At 48.2% G+C, this 21,373-nt stretch carries 13 protein-coding genes; 9 read left to right on the top strand and 4 right to left on the bottom strand.

Translation table 11 applies throughout. From position 1 onward, the window contains the following. Nucleotides 1–29: 29 nt before the first annotated feature. The 3 genes from BMZ54_RS04120 to BMZ54_RS04110 all read right to left on the bottom strand — a co-directional run bounded on the left by BMZ54_RS04120 (nt 30) and on the right by BMZ54_RS04110 (nt 4,138). A complete protein-coding gene (locus tag BMZ54_RS04120; RefSeq protein WP_089906855.1) occupies nt 30–1,553 on the bottom strand; it encodes a nicotinate phosphoribosyltransferase in 1,524 nt (507 codons plus the stop codon). Nucleotides 1,554–1,555: 2 nt separating this feature from the next. Next, nucleotides 1,556–2,236: an NUDIX hydrolase gene (locus BMZ54_RS04115; RefSeq protein ID WP_089906854.1), complete on the bottom strand. Its 681-nt coding sequence runs from the start codon at nt 2,234–2,236 to the stop codon at nt 1,556–1,558. 1,131 nt (nt 2,237–3,367) lie between these two features. Further along, nucleotides 3,368–4,138 carry a hypothetical protein gene (locus BMZ54_RS04110; protein ID WP_238386487.1) on the bottom strand — a complete coding sequence of 257 codons (771 nt, stop codon included), beginning with the start codon at nt 4,136–4,138 and terminating at the stop codon, nt 3,368–3,370. A gap of 281 nt (nt 4,139–4,419) precedes the next feature. Here BMZ54_RS04110 and BMZ54_RS04105 point away from each other — a divergent pair, with 281 nt between their 5' ends. The 4 genes from BMZ54_RS04105 to BMZ54_RS04090 all read left to right on the top strand — a co-directional run bounded on the left by BMZ54_RS04105 (nt 4,420) and on the right by BMZ54_RS04090 (nt 12,936). Continuing rightward, nucleotides 4,420–5,289: a hypothetical protein gene (locus BMZ54_RS04105; RefSeq protein ID WP_089906852.1), complete on the top strand. Its 870-nt coding sequence runs from the start codon at nt 4,420–4,422 to the stop codon at nt 5,287–5,289. A gap of 4 nt (nt 5,290–5,293) precedes the next feature. After that, nucleotides 5,294–8,626: a SusC/RagA family TonB-linked outer membrane protein gene (locus BMZ54_RS04100; RefSeq protein WP_089906851.1), complete on the top strand. Its 3,333-nt coding sequence runs from the start codon at nt 5,294–5,296 to the stop codon at nt 8,624–8,626. A gap of 25 nt (nt 8,627–8,651) precedes the next feature. Continuing rightward, on the top strand, nt 8,652–10,187 hold the full coding sequence (locus BMZ54_RS04095; RefSeq protein ID WP_089906850.1) for a RagB/SusD family nutrient uptake outer membrane protein: 1,536 nt from the start codon (nt 8,652–8,654) through the stop codon (nt 10,185–10,187). 103 nt (nt 10,188–10,290) lie between these two features. Continuing rightward, the gene (locus BMZ54_RS04090) at nt 10,291–12,936 is read left to right on the top strand and encodes a glycoside hydrolase family 2 protein (RefSeq protein WP_089908333.1); all 2,646 of its coding nucleotides are present in this window, start codon (nt 10,291–10,293) and stop codon (nt 12,934–12,936) included. 146 nt (nt 12,937–13,082) lie between these two features. On the opposite strand, the gene BMZ54_RS04085 is transcribed toward BMZ54_RS04090, so the two are convergent. After that, nucleotides 13,083–13,676 (bottom strand): DUF4159 domain-containing protein, encoded by a 594-nt coding sequence (locus tag BMZ54_RS04085; protein WP_202909132.1) that lies wholly within the window; start codon nt 13,674–13,676, stop codon nt 13,083–13,085. A gap of 439 nt (nt 13,677–14,115) precedes the next feature. On the opposite strand from BMZ54_RS04085, the gene BMZ54_RS04080 reads away from it, so the two are divergent. The 5 genes from BMZ54_RS04080 (at nt 14,116) to BMZ54_RS04060 (ending at nt 21,265) form a co-directional block, all read left to right on the top strand. Next, complete coding sequence (locus BMZ54_RS04080) at nt 14,116–15,123, top strand: AAA family ATPase (protein WP_089906849.1); 1,008 nt, start codon at nt 14,116–14,118, stop codon at nt 15,121–15,123. Nucleotides 15,124–15,334: 211 nt separating this feature from the next. Continuing rightward, on the top strand, nt 15,335–16,225 hold the full coding sequence (locus BMZ54_RS04075) for a DUF58 domain-containing protein (protein WP_089906848.1): 891 nt from the start codon (nt 15,335–15,337) through the stop codon (nt 16,223–16,225). A 3-nt stretch (nt 16,226–16,228) separates the two neighbouring features. Beyond that, complete coding sequence (locus BMZ54_RS04070; RefSeq protein WP_143080900.1) at nt 16,229–17,620, top strand: BatA domain-containing protein; 1,392 nt, start codon at nt 16,229–16,231, stop codon at nt 17,618–17,620. Next, the gene (locus BMZ54_RS04065) at nt 17,613–19,757 is read left to right on the top strand and encodes a hypothetical protein (RefSeq protein ID WP_089906846.1); all 2,145 of its coding nucleotides are present in this window, start codon (nt 17,613–17,615) and stop codon (nt 19,755–19,757) included. Before BMZ54_RS04070 ends, BMZ54_RS04065 begins: the two co-directional genes overlap by 8 nt. Beyond that, complete coding sequence (locus tag BMZ54_RS04060; protein ID WP_089906845.1) at nt 19,754–21,265, top strand: hypothetical protein; 1,512 nt, start codon at nt 19,754–19,756, stop codon at nt 21,263–21,265. The genes BMZ54_RS04065 and BMZ54_RS04060 overlap by 4 nt, the downstream gene beginning before the upstream one ends. Nucleotides 21,266–21,373 lie beyond the last annotated feature (108 nt).

Below are 21,373 nucleotides of genomic sequence, written 5' to 3'. Positions count from 1 at the left end.
TGTAAATTTAGTAGCAAAAGCGGCTGCTATTAAACACCGGCGCTCACTGCTTTTTGTGTTGTACTGTTTTCATTTTCTTCCAGCATTCCTTTTAAACGTTCCCTGATCTCAGCCAGTGTCCAGTCTACCACTACTTTACCATCTTTGAATACAGTTTTCAATTCACCCTGTGCTTCCTCTTCCCAGGTACACTGGTCTTTTACTTCCAGCTTACCGGTGATGGTGTTGCGGTATACCTGCATTAAACCTTTGGCTGATTTCTTGGTGCCGTCGTCTGTTTTAGGATCTTTAAATATATCCCGGCCTATGCCATTCACTTCACCATAGGTGGCTTTCATGGCAAAGCCAAACGTATCTCGGGTTACATATTCATAAGTGTAAGAGCCAATACCCAGTACTACGTTGTAGCTGGCAAAGCCTTTTTGTTTCAGCCCTTCCAGTATGGCCAGCTGGCGTTCAGTGGTGATGCTATCGCCATAGATAAGCCCAATGTGGCCATCCAGCAGCTTGTAACCCTGCTCTGTAATAATACCGCCAAATGTTTCCCACATACATTCAATGGCGCCTTTGTAAGCGGGACTACCTACGGGAGCATCCTTATCGCCCACAATAATTTTTACCGGGTCGCCGCTGTCGGGACGGATGACTACTTTACCGTTACGGGCCAGGATCCTGCTTTTCAGCGCGGGTAAAAACTCGGTGATCACCTGCCAGAAATCCCAGGTATCGCTTACAATAGATACAATGCCTGCGGGATAAACTTCACTGATGAGCCGTTCAAAGGTTTTGATCTCATCATCCTGCGTACCCATACACATTACGCTGTGTTCTGTTGCAGGTACAGAGCCACCGATCAGCTCTTTTTCGGCATCTGCGTTATAATATGTTTCCAGGAAATCAATAGCGGGAATAGTGTCTGTACCTGCAAAAGATAACAGGTGACCGGCGCCGCTGATCAGCGCATCTTCCACACCGCTCATACCACGGAAAGAGAAGTCGTGCCCCTGCCAGGGTATAAAGCTCAGGTCATTACCTACGGTTTCTTTTGCATACCTGGTAAAAGTTTTCAGGTATTGAAAAGCCGTGGTGGCAGAAGTACAAGGCTTCCACAGAATGGCGCTGAGAATAGTTTCCAGCATATTGGTGAGCCAGAAGAATTCCGGTATAGTATTCTTAATAGTAAAGATCGGCACACGCATGGGCACCAGGCTACCTTCCGGCAGGGCCTTAATTTCCAGTGGCAGGTAACCCAGGTCATGCAGGGCTGCTATGTGATCGTAGGTAATACTATCCTTGCCCAGGTAATTATCCATGCGGCGGGCATATTGTTTCAGCACCTGTTCTCTAGGCTGACTGAAAAAAGATTCATTGAACTCGCGTATCAGGTATTCCTTAATAAAATACTGCAAACCAAAAAACACGATCTCCTGTACATCACCGTTCCTGGATTTGCGCGGTGTAAGGTTAGAGTACACCAGGCTGGTACCTTCGGGATATTGGAATTTGTGGCCTACTTTGTAGCCGTCTTTTAAGAGAATGGGATTGATACGCATAGTTAGCTAATATTAAGTTGGAAATTGTTTTGTTTTAGTTTCTTGTTGAACTTAAATAATTCGGGCCGGCGGTTCTGTGAGCCTTCGCGTTTAATGCCGGTATTGATCACGTATTCTGCATCCAGGATCTTGCGGCTGAAATTCCTGCGGTCTATTTCAACGCCAAGTATGCATTCATATAATTCGTGCAGCTCGGACATAGTGAACATTTCATCCAGCAGCTGAAAACCTACAGGGAAATACTGGATCTTGGACTGCAGGCGCTGTAAGGCTTTGGTAAAGATCTCTTTGTGGTCAAAGCCCAGGGCCGGGATCTTTTTTACGGGGAACCATTGTACATCATTCGCCATTTTACCGGCAGCTACTGCAAACTTCTTTGGGTTAATGAGCGCATAGTGCGCTACTGCAATCACACGTCCACGCGGGTCACGGTCTGGCGCATCAAAGGTGTACAGCTGCTCCAGGTATACATTATCCATACCCAGCTTGGTTTGTAATATGCGGGAACAGAGCTGCTGAAAACTTTCCTCCATCTGTAAAAAGGCGCCGGGTAAGGTCCAGCGGTCTTTAAAAGGCTCCTCATTCCTGTTCAGCAACAGCACGGATAATGTTTTCTCATGATAACCAAATACTACCAGGTCTACAGCCAGGGCAGGATTCTTATATGCGGAGAAAGCTTTCATTCTTTTTGTTTGTGTTAATTTGACACAAAGAAAGGAAGTTATTTTTATTTGTACAAATTTTTCCAGGGATTTTATTGAAATAAGTACTTATACGTAACCGTTAGTGCTGGTTCCAAAGGCGGCCGGAAAGCGCTAACCTATTAAGAAAGATAGGGTTAATTGAAATAACAACATAGTGCTGGCCGGATGGTTAGGGTTACGAACTTTCCTTTAAAGCGGGAGGTGTGCCCCGGGTTGCGGCCGGGTGGTAGCCGGGATGCACCAGAGATGTACCTGAGTTACAGCTACATACCATAAGGAGCGAACCCGGGTTGAATCCGACCAGTAGCTGGATTGTATCCGGGATACACCAGATATGTGCCTGTACCACATGTACCTGTCATAAGGGCTGTACCCAGGTTGAATCCGGGCAATAGCTAGATTGTATCCGGGTGGCATAAGAGATGCACCTGCACTGTACCTGGAATATATCTGGAATTTACCCGGGATGCATCTGGGCTACATATAAACGGCACCCGGGTAATACACGGGTCGCAGCCGGGTTGTAATGCTATGATACTCAAATACGAGGTGGGCATAACGTGGATTTGATATGGACTTGACGTGGACTTGATCTGCAGTTGTTGCTGATTTTCAGAGAGTTGCGAAAAGACAAAAAACGGCTGTTTTGGGGGTAAAATAAGGATCATAAAGAAAGGGCGTTGCATGGGTGTTTAGCGGAATAAAATGGTGGCACTAGCAATAAACGGAGGCACTAATTCGCTGAAAGGCAGGCGCTTTCAAACAGGCAACTAAATGAAAGCAGATGTGCATATAAAATAGGAAGACGTTGGATTACAAGGCACCGGAATAAAAAGGGCTCTACCAATAAGCGAAGTGAAAGGCAAGCGTTTTTAAACAAGCAACTGGATGAATATAAAGTGAGCAAGCGTTGGGAGTACAAAGGTACCGGAATAAATGGCTGCACCAATAAACGAAGTGAAAGGTAAACACTTTCCAACAGGCAACTGAATGTATAAATCGGGCATGCGTTGGGATTAAAAGGTACTGGAAGAACATGACTACCAATCACCAAAATAAAAATAGACTGTACCTTAACGATACAGTCTACAAATAAATAATACAGCAGCATTAATTCCGGAAAAAGCTCCCGGCTGTTCCCGTTTGCTCTACCCAAATACCGGAGCTGGCCTGCAGCTTATATTCGCTTAACCCCACTTCCTTTCCATCAGGCGCCCAATCGTAAGTATAACCTAAACGGGTCCAGGGATAATAATAATCAGTGTTAGAGCTTAATGGCCGGTAGTAAGAATAAATAATATTGTTATCAAACCAGGTAGCGTAATCCGGTGAAACACCATTCACCAGCACAGCACCGGTAGTAGTAGTATTTATAGCAGGATTACCGGCCGGACGCACCAGCCTATCAGCCGGCACCCACATTTGTGAGATGTGCGTATTACTGCGGTCATTAGCAGGCGGTAATCCCAGCAGCTGGCAGATACGCATAATAGTATCAGAGCCAGGCTTGAAGGCCGCTGCCAGCCTGCGTTTCATTTGTGCCGGTATAAACACCCAGGCATCGCCCCAGGTATTGGTAATAGAATCGCCGGCCGGGTAGCTGGATGGATACTTCATAAAAGTGGCCATCAGTACATACTGTTTGCCATGAATAGTTTTCCATTGCAGGTTTGGGTTGTCGGCCGTAATAGGCCATAAAGTGTCTACTACTTCTGAATTGTCAGCTATGGTTGCATCTGTAATGGAGTTAGCGTACAGCTGATCTACGGTGTACTGGGGCGGTGGTACATCATCATCATCTTTTTTACAGGCTACAAATAAAAAGCTAACAGCAAGAGCCATGCGGATCATGGATCCGAAACGAGGGGAAAAAGGGTTCATAGTGGTTTTCTTTTGGTTATTCGGTTATAAGAGATCGGCTAAGTACGTAATTTTCAGTGATATACGCAACTTTTTCCGTACACCGGAGCCTGCTTCATAACGTAAGCATAACAATTGCATAATGCTCACTTAACCATTCCATAATAGTGGATGATTCTCTTTGCAAACGCTTTAGGGTAAAGAGGGATCCAATCATACAACTTTTAATTACGGACAACCACATCATCGATACCTGTTGCTTACAGGATCAACTGCCATGCATATAAACCAAAGGTGAGCATATGAAATTAATTGTAGCTGTCGTGATCCTCTCCGGTGGATTATTGTCTTTTTTTCGTGTGAACGTAGGTGTGAAAATTCAACACTCTTTAACAGTTGATTCCCTGGGAGCCTGCCAGGGCGCTCACTATGAGCAGGGTAAGCTATACCTGTACGGCGACCGTGAAACGGGCATGATGCGGGAGTATATACCGGGCACCGATTCGCTGTTATATACCGGCCGTGAATATGCATTTACGGAGAATGGAAAAGATGTGATCAACCATCCTACCGGTATTGCACGCCATGGTGCGTTGCCTGTTTTTATTGGCAACAGCATCCGCTTAAACAAAGAAGGTACGGCCTGGAAAGCAGTGATCTACTGCATTAACTGGGAAGGTTTTTTGCAAACACATACGCTGGACGGCAACATTAAAAAAGTAATAGACGATGATGCCTGCATACAAGGCACCCGCCCGGAGTACGTGGAGTACAATGGTCAATGGTATGTAGCCACTGCCGATTATGGTAATCATGGCAATGAAGTAAGATTGTACCATCCCGGCCGTCTGCAAAACGTATCCAACACAAAAGAAGATGGCGTGCTGTTTAAAAAGTTCACCTGCGGGCCCTGGGTGCAAAACCTGCATTGGATACCGGAAAAGAAAGTGCTGGTATTGATACAAAACCAGGTGGAGGGCCGCAAGTGGCGCTTTACTTTCGTGAACCTGGAAACCTCCATTGCCGCAGGCAAAGCAGACATTATTAAGGAAATAGATATTGATAAACCCGATGAGCTGGAAGGCTTCACCTTTTTAAACAGCAGCCAAGAAGGAGTTGCTGTCACCTCCTCCGCAAAGAACAATGTTCATTTTATAAATGTCAACTGGTAGAGTTATGCAAAGAACGTTACAAGATCTCAAACGTGGATGTAAGTTTGTATTGGCGGCATGTGGCCTGATGGCTGTAATGCCCGCCGGTGCTGCCACAACAGGCAGGGAGTTATCCATAGTATGGCAGCAGCCGGGCACCGTTGAAGTAACCGGTACCATTACGGATGAAAAGAACCAACCCTTACCTGGTGTGAATGTAGTAGAAAAAGGTACCCGCAAGGGCACGGTTACAAATGGCAATGGCCAGTACACGCTGCGTGTAAGTGCGGGCGCTACGCTGGTGTTTTCCTTTACCGGTTATATTCCGCAGGAAGCTGCCGCCAACCAATCCGTATTGAATATACTGCTGCGCGAAGATGTAAAACAGCTGAACGAAGTGGTATCTGTAGGTTATCAGAAAATGCGCAAGAGCGATGTTACGGGCGCTATATCCAGTGTAAAGGCCAAAGAGCTGAACCTTACTACCCCTTCTGTAGGACAGGCGCTGGTGGGTAAAGTAGCCGGTGTGCAGGTATCGCAGGTAAGCGGCGCGCCGTATATGAGCACCAAGATCCGTGTGCGCGGTGTGGGCTCTGTAAACGCCAGCTCTGACCCGCTGTATGTAATAGATGGTTACCCGGCCGGTAATGATGTATTCATCAACCCTAATGATATAGAATCCATCGACATCCTGAAAGATGCTGCTTCTGCTGCTATTTACGGTTCCCGTGCAGCCGGCGGCGTAGTGCTTATTACCACCAAACATGGTAAGGAAGGCAAGGGTCAGCTGGAATATGATTACCAGTTCGGCATAAACCAGCTGAGTAAAAAAGTAGACCTGCTGAATGCCGACCAGTTTGCACAGCTGGTAATAGACGGCCGTAATAACACCTACCACGACCTGGTTGTAAATGGTGGCGGCGTCTGGAATGATGCTATGTTCTCTGACGATAACGCTACCCGTGTTGCCAAAGTAGGTAATGCCAGCAGCGTAAGCATTCCCACTGAAATTTATGACCGCGCCAGCCAGAAAATGATCAAGCCGAAATATAATACCGACTGGCAGGATGAGCTATATCGCAATGCGCCGGTACAGCGGCATAATCTGGCATTTTCCGGCGGCAAGAATGGCGTGCGGTATGCGTTGAGCGGCGGTTACCAGGATCAGCAGGGTATTGTGGTAAGCACATATCAACGGAGGCTGAACCTGCGCGCCAATATAGATGCAGATGTAAATGCAAAATTAAAAGTAGGCGCTAACCTGTCCTTCACTTCCAATGATAACCGGGAGATAGAAGAAGGCCGTTTTGATCACGGTCCTATCCTGGGTGCATTAATATACATGCCTTACTTCCGTGCACGTAATGATGATGGTACCCTGCGTAAGAATGAAGCGGCCTCACAGTCGGCAGCATATGGTTACCAGACCATAGAAAACCCGGTAGCCATTGCAGAAGAAACCAACATTACCCGTAAGGGACGCCGTGCTACTTACAATGGTTTTGCGGTGTATGAGATCATTCCCGGTCTTAGCTTTAAAGCCAACCTGGGCTTGCAGACCTATAATGAGAAGTACGAGTTTTACCGCCCTGGCAGCTTAAGCTCGGATGCTAACCCGCCTTACTCTCCCCAGGCGCTGGCAGCAGCCAGGGATACGGCCAGAACCTTATCTACCACCGATCAACTGGGTGAGTTTACGCTGAACTATAAAAAACAATTCGGCAAACATAATATTGATGTACTGGCAGGTTATACCGCGCAACAGTATACCAGCGACGCCGTAAGCGTACTGGCAAGAGGTTACCAGAACGACCGTATACAGGAGATCACCGGTAAAGGTGCAGACCCTACCAACTTTGCATTAAACCCGGCTACGGGCAAAGCTACCTGGACCATGCTCTCTTACCTGGCGCGCGTAGTGTACAATTATGAGAACAAATATTTCTTAACCGGCTCTTTCCGTACAGATGGCTCATCCCGTTTTGGACCGGCCAACCGCTGGGGTAATTTCCCCTCCGTATCTGCCGGCTGGAATATTTCAAAAGAGCAGTTCTATGCTGATCTGGTAGGCACATCCAGCTCTCTGAAGCTGCGGGCCAGCTGGGGTTTGAGTGGTAATAACAACATTGGTAACTATAATTACCAGCAGGTAATGACCTCACCGGGCGGCGTGGTGTATGGCAATGGCACCATTGCTACCGCTATATGGTCCGGCGATCTGCGGGATCAGAAACTGGGATGGGAATCAACCTCGCAGTTCAACTTTGGCGCGGACCTTGGCCTGTTTAATGACCGGGTGTTTGTGATTGCCAACTACTACATCAGCCGGTCTTACAACCTGCTGTTTAACCAGTCGGTATCCGCGGTGGCCGGCACAGCTTCCGTATTAACCAACCTGCGTAATTCCAAAGTGCAGAACAGGGGTTTTGATATACAGATAGACAGCAGGATCGTATCTACCAAAGATTTCAATTTTAACTTCAGCGGCAATATATCCCTTAACCGTAACAAGGTGCTGGATATGGGCGGCGCCAGCACCATTATTACCAATGGTGCAGAGCGTTCCTATAAAACGCATATCACAGAAGAAGGACAGCCCATTGGCATGTTCTACGGCTTTAAGGTAAAGGGCATGGTAAAGGAAAGTGATCTAGCCAACATTGCAGCGGATGATGCTTTTTATAATTCCGCTACACAGTCGTTCCCGAAAGGGTATGTGCTGAAAGGGCCTGCCCGCTCTACCGCATCCAGCAATGGCTTAAAACCCGGTGATCTTTATTTTGAAGATACCAATGGCGATGGTGTGGTAACGGATGCAGATAAAACCGTGATCGGATCTCCCTATCCTAAATTCATATATGGGTTCGGGTTAAACTTCAGCTACCGGTCTATAGACCTGAGCGCTTCCTTTAACGGCTCTTATGGCAACCAGGTACTGGACGGGCAGGATTATTACCTGTTTAACATGGAGGGGTCCGGCAACCAGTACGCCAAGGTGGCTAACCGCTACCGTTCTGCAACAGAACCCGGTGATGGCAGTGTGTACCGCGCCTCCCGCGGCGGTACGCAAAGTAACAGCACCCGTCTTTCCACCTTCTATTTACAGGATGGTTCTTACTTCCGCTGTACCAACATTACCCTGGGATATAACATTCCGCAGGCATTGCTGAAACCCGTGAAAGGCTTAAGCAATATACGCGTGTATGCCAGCGTGGATAATGCTTTTACCATTACCAAATACCTGGGTTACAACCCGGAAGTGGATTATAACAACGGCGTAAACCTTACGCCCGGCGTGGATTACGGCATGTACCCACTGGTACGCGCTTACAATTTTGGAGTGAAAGCTACATTCTGATAAGGACCTAAAAACTCAGCAAACAATGACTAACAGATATTTCATAATAGGTTGTATAGCAGCTGTCTCTTTACTGAGCGCGTGCAGCAAAACTTTTCTGGAGCAAAGCAATCCCAATGCTATTCCTACTGCAGTGTACTATCAGACTGAAGGGGATATTGCGCTGGCAGTGAACGGGGTATACCAGTCCCTGAGAACCGGCGACGGTATTGGTGAGAACAGCGGTTTGTATACCGATGAACGCTCGGACGATGCGGGCCGTAACGATAATCAGTCGAACGCCGGAGAGCCTTTCCAGTTCAACGATTTTTCCCTGCTGCCCAGCAACACATACCTTAAAACGCACTGGCTGGCGTTGTTCCAGACCATTACCCGCTGTAACCAGGTATTGTCTAACATAGATAATATTACTTTCGGCAGCGCGGATACTAAAGCACAATACTCAGCAGAAACAAAATTCATACGTGCGCTTATTTACTTTCACCTGGTGCGCCAATGGGGCGATGTGCCTTTGGTAACCAAACAGCTTACCACGCTGGAAGAAGTAACGGCCAATACTTTCCGCGAAAAGAAAGAAAAAGTATATGAGCAGATAGTGGCTGACCTGAAAGACGCACTGAACAGCCCTTTGCCTAACCAGCAAACCGGCGCCAACAAAGGCCGCGTAAGCAAAGCTGCTGCCAATGCATTATTAGGCCAGGTATACCTGACCATGGCCACTACGCTGGATGCCGGCAGCCGCACGCAGAACCTGAACAATGCAAAAACTTACCTGGGCGCTGCCTGGGATATGCGCAGCTTCAGCGCATTAAAGGATATTCCTTATACGGATGTATTTGATGTAAATAAAAAATCAACCTGCCCGGAGCTGATCTTCCAGATCGTGAACAAGCAGGGTGATATTAACTACTCATCGTCCATTGCTGCTAACAACCAGGCAAAAGGAGAAAAGATTAATTCCCTGAAACCTTCTTCCAGCGTAGGCGGCAACGTAAAGCTGGACCTGGTGAAAGAGTATGAAGAGGGTGATCCGCGCAAAGATTTTTCCGTAAAATTTGCCAATGACGCTACGGTAAAAGACTGGTACATTACCAAGTTCAGGGACACCAGCGCAGTTGCCGGTACCAATGGTTACGGCGGCAATGACTGGATACTGATCCGGTATGCGGATGTAGCGCTGATGCTGGCAGAGGTGAATATGTACCTGGGCGATAATACTACTGCCATTACCTACCTGGATATGGTGCGTGAAAGGGCGGGTATGCCATTATACAATGTGGTAAAGGCTGATCCTAACTACAGCAGTAAATTCCCTACACTGAAGCTGGCCATTTTGCATGAAAGACGTGTGGAGCTGGCATTTGAGCACCACCGCTGGTTTGATCTGCTGCGCTTTTTCACCATTGACGAACTGGTGACCTATATACATGCCAAGAACCAGGCTGATTATGGCAAAGCCAAGATCTCCAACTTTGGTTTAAAGGACCTGTATTATCCCATTCCGTTTGATGAGTATAAGCTGGACCCGGTGAAGATGTACCAGAACCCGTATTATCAGTAAAAAAGGAGAAGATCCTATCCTAATAAGGGGGAGCTGGCGTACGCGCCGCTCCTCCTTTTTTCATTTCCCTTTCTCCGATTTTATTTTAATCTTTATGCCTATTATGAAGAAGAACAGGGGACAATTTAGCATTATCTGCGCGCTGCTTTTTTGCTACAGCAGTTTGCAGGCGCAGGATCAGTATGAGCTCAATACTGGCTGGCAATGCGCCAACATTGCCAAAGTTACAGACAAAGGTGAAGCGCTTTCCGACCCTACCCATACCTTAACCGGCTGGATGCCGGCCACTGTACCGGGTACCGTACTTACTACCTTATTAAATAACAAAGAGGTGCCGGATCCTTTTTACGGGATGAACAATGAAAAGATCCCGGACATTTTCCATACCGGCAACGACCATTATACTTATTGGTTTGTAAAAGATTTTGAAGAGGCGCAGCCAACGGCTGATGGCCAGGTATGGCTGAATTTCCGCGGCGTGAATTACAGCAGCGATATTTTCCTGAATGGTAAAAAGGTGAACCCGGAAACCCATCATGGCATGTTCCTGCGCCAAACATATAACATTACCAGTCTGCTGGCTAAGGACGGGCATAACCGCCTGGCGGTGATCATTTACCCCGCGCCTTTTGCGGGCAATCCTAATGGGGGCCAGGGCGGCGATGGCACCATTGCCAAAAACGTAGCGCACCAATACACCGCAGGCTGGGACTGGATACAACCCATCCGCGACCGCAATACCGGTATATGGGATAAAGTGACTATTGAAAGAACAGGTGTGGTGAATGTAAAGAACCCGCATGTTATTACACTGGTACCAGGTGTGCGTAAACCGCAGGGCGTGCAGGCTCCGGCCACCATACAGGTAGGCGCTGAGCTGGAAAATACTTCCGGCGAAAGCATCAGCGGTACGCTTAAATATTCACTGGACGGCAAAACAGCCGTTTCCCAGAAAGTAACGCTGGCGCCGCATGCCACCACCACCGTGAAGCTGCCGGATTATACCTTGCAAAAGCCCCGCCTATGGTGGCCTAACGGCTATGGCCCGCAGGCAATGTATAAGCTGCAGCTGCAGTTTGTAACTGCCGCCAATACCATTAGCGATAAGGAAGATGTGGAAGTAGGTGTACGCGAAATACAAACTTCCTGGAATGCTGTTACCGGCAGCCGGCAGATAGCAGTGAACGGGCAAAAGATCTTTATTAAAGGCGGTAACTGGATTATTTCCGATGCCATGCTGCGCTTTTCCAAAGCGCGTTATGATGCAGAGGTGCGTTTTCACCGCGACATGAACCTGAACCTCATCCGCATATGGGGCGGGGCTTTAACAGAGCGTCCTGAATTTTATGAGGCTTGTGATAAATATGGTATGCTGGTGTTCCAGGACTTCTGGTTCTCCGGCGACTGTAACGGCCGTTGGGTAGATCCCATGAAAAAAGAAGACCAGGCCACACGCCGCAAATACCCGGATGATCATGGTCTGGCCATCCGTTCTGTAGCAGACCAGGTGAAAATGATCCGCAACTACGCCTCCCTGGCATTGTATTGCGGTGGTAATGAAATAGTGCCCCCGGCCGACATTCTGAAAGCCATGAAGGATTCTATTTTGCCTTCTCTGGATGGCACGCGTTATTTCTTTGATTACTCCAATTCGGATAGTATGTCGCACAACACGCTGGGCGGCAATGGCGACGGGCCTTACGGCATACAGTCCCTGGCTACTTTCTGGTCGCACAGGACCTTTCCGTTCAACTCAGAGATTGGTTCTGTAGGCGTGGGCGACTACGCTTCACTGGAAAGATTTATTCCTAAGGAAAATATGATACCGCCGGTGTATAATGGAAGCAAAAAGCCTATGACGGAAGATTCCGTATGGCATTACCATAAATACATTGGGTATGATGAATACATTGATCCATATGGTAAAGCAAAGGATGCGAAGGATTTTGCCAACAAGGCGCAACTGGTGAACTATGACCAGTACCGCGGTTTGATGGAAGGTTTCAGCGCACATATGTGGGAATGGTATACAGGTGTAATTATCTGGAAAACGCAAAACCCATGGACGGCCATGCGCGGACAGATGTACGATTATTACCTGGATCCTAATGCCTGCCTGTACGGCCTGCACAATGGCAGCGAGCCGCTGCACGCTATGTATAATCCCATTGATGGTATTGTAATGGTAGCTAACAACACATTTGCTGCCTATAATAACCTGCAGCTGGAAATACAGACGGTGGACATGAATGGCAGATCCGAAATGCTGCGCGAAATACCGGTTGAAATTAAAGCAACTACTACCAAGAAATTTGCAGCGCTGAAAGATGATATAGATGCAAAACGTAAAGGACAGGGCACTTTCCTGCGCCTGCGCTTACTGGACGCCCATAAGAAAATAGTGAGCGAAAACTTTTACTGGCTGCCGGATGAAAAGGGTAACTACTCCGGCCTGCAGCAAATGGCGGCTGCCAATGTGCAGGTAACGGCTAAGCGGGCTGCTAAGGATAGCATTACAGTAACTCTTAGTAATCCTGCTAACGGACCGGTAGCTTTCTTTAACCGTGTAGCTGTGGTAGATGCAAAAACTAAGGAGCGCATTTTACCGGCGTTTTACAATGATAACTATGTTTCTGTAATGCCTGGTGAAAAGAAGACGGTAACCATCAGCTACCCGTCGGCTAATAGTAATGTAGCGATAGAGCTGTATGGCTGGAATGTGAAGGAGCAGTATTTGAGCGTACAATAGGATAGTTGGCAGTGGGCAGTGTGCAGTTGGCAGTCAGGGGCGGGTTCATGCGCCAACTGCTAACTGTACACTGCCAATTTTTTTTATGGTATCGCAATTTGCGATACCTTCCGACTGCCGACTGCACACTGCTGACTGCCAACTATTTACACTCCCATTGCATACATAATAATATTCACCCCGAACTTGGTATTATCCTCTGCCAGGAAACGTTTATTCCGGAAATCATAATCCCACTCACAGCCATAATCCTTATTACTATACAGTACGGCTATACGCCCGTTGATCTCAATGGCTTTCAGGTAATCATGCACCAGGTCATCGCCCCAGCCGTTTAGCTCAAAGGAAGTGGTGGGCGGGCCTTTCTCGAATTGGAAAAAAGAGCGGTAAATATCGTGGGTAGATGGGATTTTGCGTAAGGCATCCGGGCCAAACAGGCTGCTCATCTGTGCTTCAAAAGATTTGGCAAACAACCCGTCAATATCGTGATTGCAGTCGTCTACAAAAATGAATCCGCCGTTCTGTACATATTTTTTAAAAAAGGCGCTTTCCTGCGCATCAAATTGCACCAGCTTATGACCGCTCAGGTAGCAGAAGGGGGCGTTGAACAAGTCATTACTGCTAAGGTCAATTACTTTTTCCTGCGGATGCACGGGCACCGTGGTATATTCTATAAGGGAGTTTAACAGGTTGGCAGGCATGCGCTGGTCTGTGTCCCAGTCGCCGGAACGGTAACGCAAGCGGGTGAAGGTGAATTTTGATGAATTACGAATTATCAATTACGAATTGCGAATTAAGTAGTTCGAGAATGAAGTTTCGTTAACCAGGAAGAAACTAATTAAAATTACGAATTAAGTGGATCAAGAGTGAAGTATTCGTTATCGAGGAAAGAAATTTAGTGATAGCCAATTGCTATTATTACCAATAAGAAGCACCTGATCGCTAAGCCCAATTCGTAATTATTCTCAATGGCATTCCCTGCCAGAGCGGGGCATACTATAAATACTTCGTGTTTTCGTAATTATCAATAAAACCCGCCAGATCGCTAAACTCCATTCGTAATTCGTAATTGACAATTCGTAATTAGTATTCCCCGGTCTTCAATCGCTGCATTCTAATTCGCATTTCGTAATTGATAATTCGTAATTTAAACAATCATTCATCGATAATAAGCGGGCCATGTCGGACATTACAGCTAACACCGTGCAACAGTTACAACAGCAGCTGGCACAACTGAAACAGGAGATCCAGAAGATTATTATCGGGCAGGATGCCATTGTAGAAGAAATACTGGTGGCATTACTGGCCGGCGGGCATTGTTTGCTGGAAGGGGTGCCGGGACTGGCTAAAACCCTGATGGTAAGAACGTTGTCACAGGCGCTGGACCTGGCTTTCCGCCGTATACAATTTACCCCGGACCTGATGCCCACGGATATTATTGGTACGGAAATACTGGAAGAGGACCATGCCACCGGCAAGCGTTTCTTTAAGTTTAACCGCGGGCCTTTGTTTGCCAATATTATCCTGGCAGATGAGATTAACCGTACTCCGCCTAAAACTCAGTCCGCCCTGCTGGAAGCTATGCAGGAGTTTGAGATCACCTACGGCGGGCAAACTTATTCGCTGGACCGCCCCTTTTTCATACTCGCCACCCAGAACCCGATTGAGCAGGCAGGTACCTACCCGCTGCCGGAAGCCCAGCTGGACCGTTTCCTGTTATATATAAAGATAGGCTACCCCACAGCCGAAGAAGAAACCGCCATTTTAAACGCTACCACCGGCAGCAAAAAGGTAACGGTAACGCCTGTACTGGCCGCCGCTGAAATACAACAATTACAGCAGCTGGTGCGGGAGGTAAGCATTAATGAGGACCTGGTGCAGTATGTAGCAGACCTGATACGCGCCACCCGCCCGGATACCAGCACCGTGCCCTATGTAAAAGAGTGGGTGCGCTGGGGCGCCGGGCCAAGGGCCGGGCAGGCATTAATTTTGACAGCCAAGGCCAGGGCCTTGTTCAAAGGCCGTTATGCGGTGGTAATGGAGGATCTGCAGGCCATGGCCTACCCGGTATTGCGGCACCGTGTGCTGATGAACTTTAAAGCAGAAGCGGAACATATTACCGCCGATCACGTAACGGAGGAGCTATTGAAGACCATCTCCCGGAAAAATACCGTGCTGGTAAAGTAAAGAGGTTGACTAAAAAGAATGTAAAATCATAAACTGCGAAGGAGGTTCATAGAGGCCTATTTAAAAGACTTTATGAGCGGGATAAATGCAAAATTTCAAAGGTAAAAGTAACATACCGCGAACAGGCATCTTTACCCGGTATTATTGCATTCTACATCCTTTTTGGTAAGCCCACAGTGCATTTGTTCATACATCATACAGCTATCATTTAATGAGCCGACCGTTATTAGATCCAGCCACTCTCTCCGCTATTAAAGACCTGTCTTTAGTAGCGCGGACGGTTATTGACGGTTTTATGGCAGGGCTGAACCGCAGCCAGGTAAAAGGCACGGGTTTAGAGTTTAGCCAGTACCGCAGCTACCAGCCTGGCGATGACCTGCGCTGGCTGGACTGGAAAATGTATGCCCGCTCTGACCGGTATTATATCCGCGAATCGGAAATGGAAACCAGCATTTCGGTACGTATACTCATAGATGCCAGTAACTCCATGAACCACCGGGATGGCCCGCTGGCCAAAATGGATTATGCCCGCTACCTGGCCGCTGCGCTGGCTTACCTGGCCTATATGCAGGGCGATGCCATTGGGTTGTATATTTTCCAGGACGGGCAGCTGTTTTCCCTGCCATCGCGAAAAGATCCACAGCATTTATCGCGCATATTTTACCAGCTGGAAAACATACAGGCGGCCGGCAAGTTCACAGAGCCCCTGCAATACAAACAACTCTTTACCGGGGAACGCAGGAAGGAGCTGCTGATCTTTATTACCGATATGTACCAGCAGCAGGGGGAGATCTCCGGCCTGCTTAGCTCCTTAGCGGCGCTGCAGCATGAGCTGATCGTGTTTCACCTGATAGGTAAAAATGAGCTGGACCTGGATTTTGCCGGTTATACTACCCTGCAGGACCTGGAAACCGGCAAAACAGTAAGCATTAACAGTGCGGAAATGAAAAAGGCCTACACGGAAAAGCTGCAGCAATACCTGGCCGCCACGCGTATGCAGCTATTGGAGCAGCAGATCTTTTACCGTTTAATAAGCACGGATCAACCTTTGGATAAAGCATTACGTGATTTCCTGAACCAACGGCAAAAATCATTGACATAAGTTTTGTTACAGCTACTACAACCCATATGGCTTTATGCAATGGCCGGTATTATTATACCGGTGGTGATCCATTTATGGAACATGAGCCCGGGAAAAACCTTGCTGGTTGGCAGTGTAGCCTTGATGCAGGAGAACAGCCGGCAGCAATCCCGCCGGGTAAAACTAACGGATTGGTTTTTGTTATTGCTGCGTTGTTTGCTGATCATACTCCTGGCACTCCTGCTATCAAAACCGGTATGGCAGCAGCAGCCGGTTAATAAAGAAAAGGGTTGGATATTAATGGAGCCATCCCATATAAATGAAACCTACCAACAGTTTCAGCCGCTTATAGATTCTTTGTTACAGGCAGGTTATACCTTTCATTATTTGCAGCCGGGTTTCCGGGAAGCGCGGTTACCTGCTGCTTTGGAAGAAAGGGGGGATACGCTTGCGGATACAACATCATACTGGGCGCTGGTAGCGGCGTTGCAACAGCAACGTGCTAACAAACGTGCTGTATACCTGTTCACCCCCAATTACCTGCATCGTTTTGAGGGCCTGCGCCCGGCTATAGATACAGGCATTCACTGGTATGCCTATACGCCAAAAGATTCCATAGCTACCTGGACCGCAGGCGATTACCAAACGGATAATGGTACTGTGCGCGTACGGCAGCTGAGTAGTAACCCCGGCGGTACTTCTTATACTTATGAAGAAAACAGGAGTACACTGTCAGCCGATACTACCACCAGCCACCTGGTTATTTTTGCAGATACTTATGTACAGGATGCACATTACCTGCAAGCCGCGTTAAATGCTATACAACAATTTACCCGGCGGAAAATGGAGATAGCAGTAGTGCATGAAACAACCGCTTTACCCCCTGCAGACTGGCTGTTCTGGCTATCCGCCAAACCACTGCCGGCAGGTATAAGCGCGCATAATATATGGCAGTATGATAGTGGTAAAGTTGTGAATACCGCTTCCTGGCTGCTGGCAGCAAACATGCCGCCGGTAGCGTTGTATAAAAGCATTGCTGTGCAGGATACTGCTGCTGCCTTATGGCGGGATGGCGCCGGCCATGGAGTGTTGCGCCTGGAAAAGCGGGCGGCAGGGAACATTTATCATTTTTCCAGCCGGCTGGATCCTGCCTGGAATGAGCTGCCCTGGAGCCCGGCTTTCCCTGCTTTGCTATTGCCTTTATTATTCCCGGATAGTATAACTGTTAAGGATAAACGGGCCATTGCTATACAGCAGTTAGCGCCGGACACAGATCAGCAGGCGGTTACAAGACCTGCAGGAGTAAGCCCGGTTACCAAAGACCTGAGCACTGTTTGCTGGATAGCGATTGTAATATTATTCCTGGCAGAACGGCTATGGGTATTAAGAACGCAAAAAATCCCTGCTCATGGCTGATGTACGCTACCTGCACCGGTTTCATGTTTTACGGCAACGCTGGCAAATGTACACGCTGTTAAGCCGGGTATTGGCAGGCCTTACCATGGCGGTGGTATTCACTACGCTCGTGTATATGATGCATGGTGCCTGGTGGTGGGCTATTCCTAACACCATTCTGTGCCTGGCTGCGCTGCTGCTGCCGGCATACTCCTGGAAAGTTACTGAAGCAGATGTGATCCGGTATTTTAATATCACTTACCCGGAAATGGAGGAAAGCAGTGGCTTGTTATTAAAGCCTTATGAGCAGCTTACTTTCCTGGAACAGTTGCAGGCGCAAAAAATAACGCAGGCGCTTGATGCCATACCCACTCCCCAGCCACTGAAAAAACACTTACATATATGCCTGCTGGCTTTTATTTTAGTGATGACGGTAAGTGCCGGCATTGGCTGGTGGGTACATATGGAAACTAAACGGGCTGTAAAGGAAAGCGGAACACCGCAAAAAACAGCCGCTGTTAAAGAAAACATATTGCCGGAAATAAGCGGCGTAACCATCAGTATACAACCGCCTGTCTATACCCGTAAAGCCAAACGGCAACAGCAGCAGTTTAACCTGGAAGCAGAAGAAGGCGCACAGCTGTTATGGGAGATCCGCACCAACAAGCCGGTAGCTGCTTTACAGCTGGTATTAAATGATACAGCCTGGATCACCCTGCAGGCAACTGATAAAACACATACCCAATGGACCGGCCGCGCTGCTGCCATGCGCGCAGGGTTTTACCAGGTGCAGCTGGATGGCAAGCTATCAGACCTGTATAAAATAGCCGTTATTAAAGACCAGACCCCGGTGATCAACATACTAACCCCCAAGGCCTACACTATTATTGACTATGGCATGCCAACACGTATAGCCCTTAAAGTGAGTGTAGCGGATGATTATGGGATTAGCAATGCGCACATACAAGCCACGGTAGCCAGCGGCAGCGGGGAGGCGGTAAAGTTTAAGGAACAGCCCATCAACTTTGGTGAAAGCTTTAGCAGCGCTGGTACGCAATACACGCTGGAAAAAACCATTGACCTGGCTGCACTGGGCATGCAACCCGGCAGTGAGTTATACTTTTACATACAGGCACAGGATAATCACCGGCAGGTTGCCCGCTCCGGCATGTATATGGTGGTGCTGCCTGATACTGCGCAGCTCATGAACATAGAAGGCATGGCCAATAGTATGAACCTGAAACCGGAATATTTCCGCAGCCAGCGCCAGATCATTATTGAAACAGAACAGCTGATCCGCGATAAGGATACCCTCGCAGAAAAAACATTTCAGCGCCGCAGTAATGATCTGGGTATAGACCAGCGCCTGCTGCGCTTGCGTTACGGCAAATTCCTGGGGGAGGAAACAGAGAATAATATTGGCGATGACCGTTTGGAAGAAGAACATGATCATGACCATGCAGCAGCTAACGACGCAAAGGATTTTAATAATGCAGAAAAGATCATAGATCAGTTTTCCCATAAACACGACATTGCCGAAGATGCCACCTTCTTTGATCCCGCTACTAAAAGCCAGCTGAAAGCTACGCTCACAGAAATGTGGAATGCAGAGCGGGAGCTGCGCACCTATCAGCCGCAGGCCGCCCTGCCCTATGAATACAAAGCCCTGCGCTTGCTGAAAGACCTGCAGCAAAAGTCCAGGGCGTACGTGGCAAAAACGAGTGTAAGAACCCCGCCTCTAAAACCGGAAAAACGGTTAACAGGCGAATTGGATAAGATCATTTTGCCCTTGCGGCAACAGCAAACGGCACCTGCTGTTACCGATAAAATGGCCTATGCCCTGGCCATACTGGAAACGCTGAAAAGCGGCAGCCATTTGCCGGATGCGGTTTCTCTGCAGGTGTTACAACAGGCAGCCCGGCAGTTGGCTACTGAAACGGCTACGGCCCCGGCCCGCTACCTGCCTGCATTGCAGGCCATGCGGCAAATACTGGCCGCGCTGGAACAACAGCAAAATGCATCGCCGGCTGCTGTTGCAATAGCAGAGCAGGCCCTGTATAATTTATTGCCACTGCCTGCGCGCCTGCCGCAAGCAGGTAATGCTACTGCCAACATCAGCTTATCACAACAATATTTTATGAACCTGCAAAAGAAATGATGCCGCTGCATTATATAGTGCTTATAATATGCTTATTACTGCTGGTGTTCCTGTGCCGGAAGGAGTGGATGCGCGCTAACCGCAAGCGGCTGACAGCGCGCTTACTGGCCTCTCTTTTAGCCGTGGTAAGCCTGGCATATTTAATATTGCCTATTGGTAAGGGGCGGCCCGTAACGCCTGCTAAAACCGTGCTGCAGCCTACAGATACACCTAACGGTATAGCGGCTATTTACTGGCCCCGGCAAATAAACGCAGGCAGCGCGTTACAGGTGCAAGGTCTTTTTAATAACAAAGAAAACCACCCGGTTAAGCTATTACTCAGCGGTTTTAATGAGCGGCTGGATTCTGCTACTATTCCTGCACAGCAGCAACAATCTTTTATTTTTAATACCCGGCCCAAACACGCCGGCCGCGCTTTGTACAGCTTAACAGCGGTAGCAAAAGATACTATTGAAAAAGAGACGATCCCGCTGGAAGTATTACCGGTAAAACCTTTGAAGGTATTGCTGCTGGCTGCTGCACCTGATTTTGAGCATAAGTTCCTGGCCGGCTGGCTATCGCAAAACGGTTATATGGTGGCTGCCCGCACTGCCATCAGCAAAAATAAATACAGCTATACCTACCTGGATACTACCCGCTTTCCACTAGAACAGCTTACACCTGCCTTGCTGGATGCCTTTGATGTATTGGTAGCAGATGCAGCTGCATTAGCTGCACTGAATGCCCGGGAACTGGCCGCCATCCGCACACAGGTGGCCGACAAAGGCCTGGGGCTGCTGGTTAAGACAGACAGCGGTGCGGCACGCAATTTTTATAATCAGCCTTTTCCCCTTACCGCGCTGGCAGATAAAAGCGAACGCCCGGTAACATTACAATTGGCCGGCACTAATGCTATGTTGCGTATGGAAGCGCCGGTGTACATTACCTCTACGCCTGGTACGCAGGCATTGGTAACCGATGCGCAGCAGCATATATTGGCCGGCAGCAGCCTGTATGGCAGCGGTAAGCTGGTGAATACTACATTGCATAATACTTACAGCTGGCTGTTAGCGGGTAACAGGGAAAGCTATCAAAACCTGTGGTTGTTATTGTTACAAAAAGCAGCGCGTACAAGACCTCAAACTGCGCAGTGGTTTATTGGCACGGCATTACCCAGGGTGCGGATGCCGGTAACATTACGGCTGGAAACCAGCACGCCGCAGCCCATGGCCACGGTAAATGGCGCCCGCCTGAGCCTGGCGCAGGATGCTGTGCTGCCTTTTCAATGGCAGGGCACTTACTGGCCCACGCAGGCCGGTTGGCAGGAGGCTGTAGCCGCTACGGGCGATACCTGCCATTGGTACGCTTTTGATGAAAATGCCTGGCAGCCCATTGCTGCGCGGGAACAGCAGCGGCAGGGCAGTATAACAGCAACCGGCGCTGATACTGCCACGCTGCCTAAAATATATGTAGTAATAGTATTGCTGTTAGCCCTTACATTTTTATGGGTGGAAGAAAAAATGGTCTAACGGCGTAAAATAGTTTGCGGAATGTTCTAACTTTCATGCAAGTGGAAACCGTGATCAGGGAACAACCAGATCTAACAGTAACAAAAACCAATTCTAAACCGCATTTTT

Source organism: Chitinophaga rupis, assembly GCF_900109685.1.
GTDB lineage: Bacteria > Bacteroidota > Bacteroidia > Chitinophagales > Chitinophagaceae > Chitinophaga > Chitinophaga rupis.
Note: the sequence above shows the minus strand (reverse complement) of the source record. Positions and strands in the feature narration are given on the sequence as shown.

Coding starts and splice junctions, on each gene's coding strand:
- BMZ54_RS04120 (WP_089906855.1), bottom strand. CDS start 1,553: ATGCGTATCAATCCCATTCTCTTAAAAGACGGCTACAAAGTAGGCCAC.
- BMZ54_RS04115 (WP_089906854.1), bottom strand. CDS start 2,236: ATGAAAGCTTTCTCCGCATATAAGAATCCTGCCCTGGCTGTAGACCTG.
- BMZ54_RS04110 (WP_238386487.1), bottom strand. CDS start 4,138: ATGAACCCTTTTTCCCCTCGTTTCGGATCCATGATCCGCATGGCTCTT.
- BMZ54_RS04105 (WP_089906852.1), top strand. CDS start 4,420: ATGAAATTAATTGTAGCTGTCGTGATCCTCTCCGGTGGATTATTGTCT.
- BMZ54_RS04100 (WP_089906851.1), top strand. CDS start 5,294: ATGCAAAGAACGTTACAAGATCTCAAACGTGGATGTAAGTTTGTATTG.
- BMZ54_RS04095 (WP_089906850.1), top strand. CDS start 8,652: ATGACTAACAGATATTTCATAATAGGTTGTATAGCAGCTGTCTCTTTA.
- BMZ54_RS04090 (WP_089908333.1), top strand. CDS start 10,291: ATGAAGAAGAACAGGGGACAATTTAGCATTATCTGCGCGCTGCTTTTT.
- BMZ54_RS04080 (WP_089906849.1), top strand. CDS start 14,116: ATGTCGGACATTACAGCTAACACCGTGCAACAGTTACAACAGCAGCTG.
- BMZ54_RS04075 (WP_089906848.1), top strand. CDS start 15,335: ATGAGCCGACCGTTATTAGATCCAGCCACTCTCTCCGCTATTAAAGAC.
- BMZ54_RS04065 (WP_089906846.1), top strand. CDS start 17,613: ATGGCTGATGTACGCTACCTGCACCGGTTTCATGTTTTACGGCAACGC.
- BMZ54_RS04060 (WP_089906845.1), top strand. CDS start 19,754: ATGATGCCGCTGCATTATATAGTGCTTATAATATGCTTATTACTGCTG.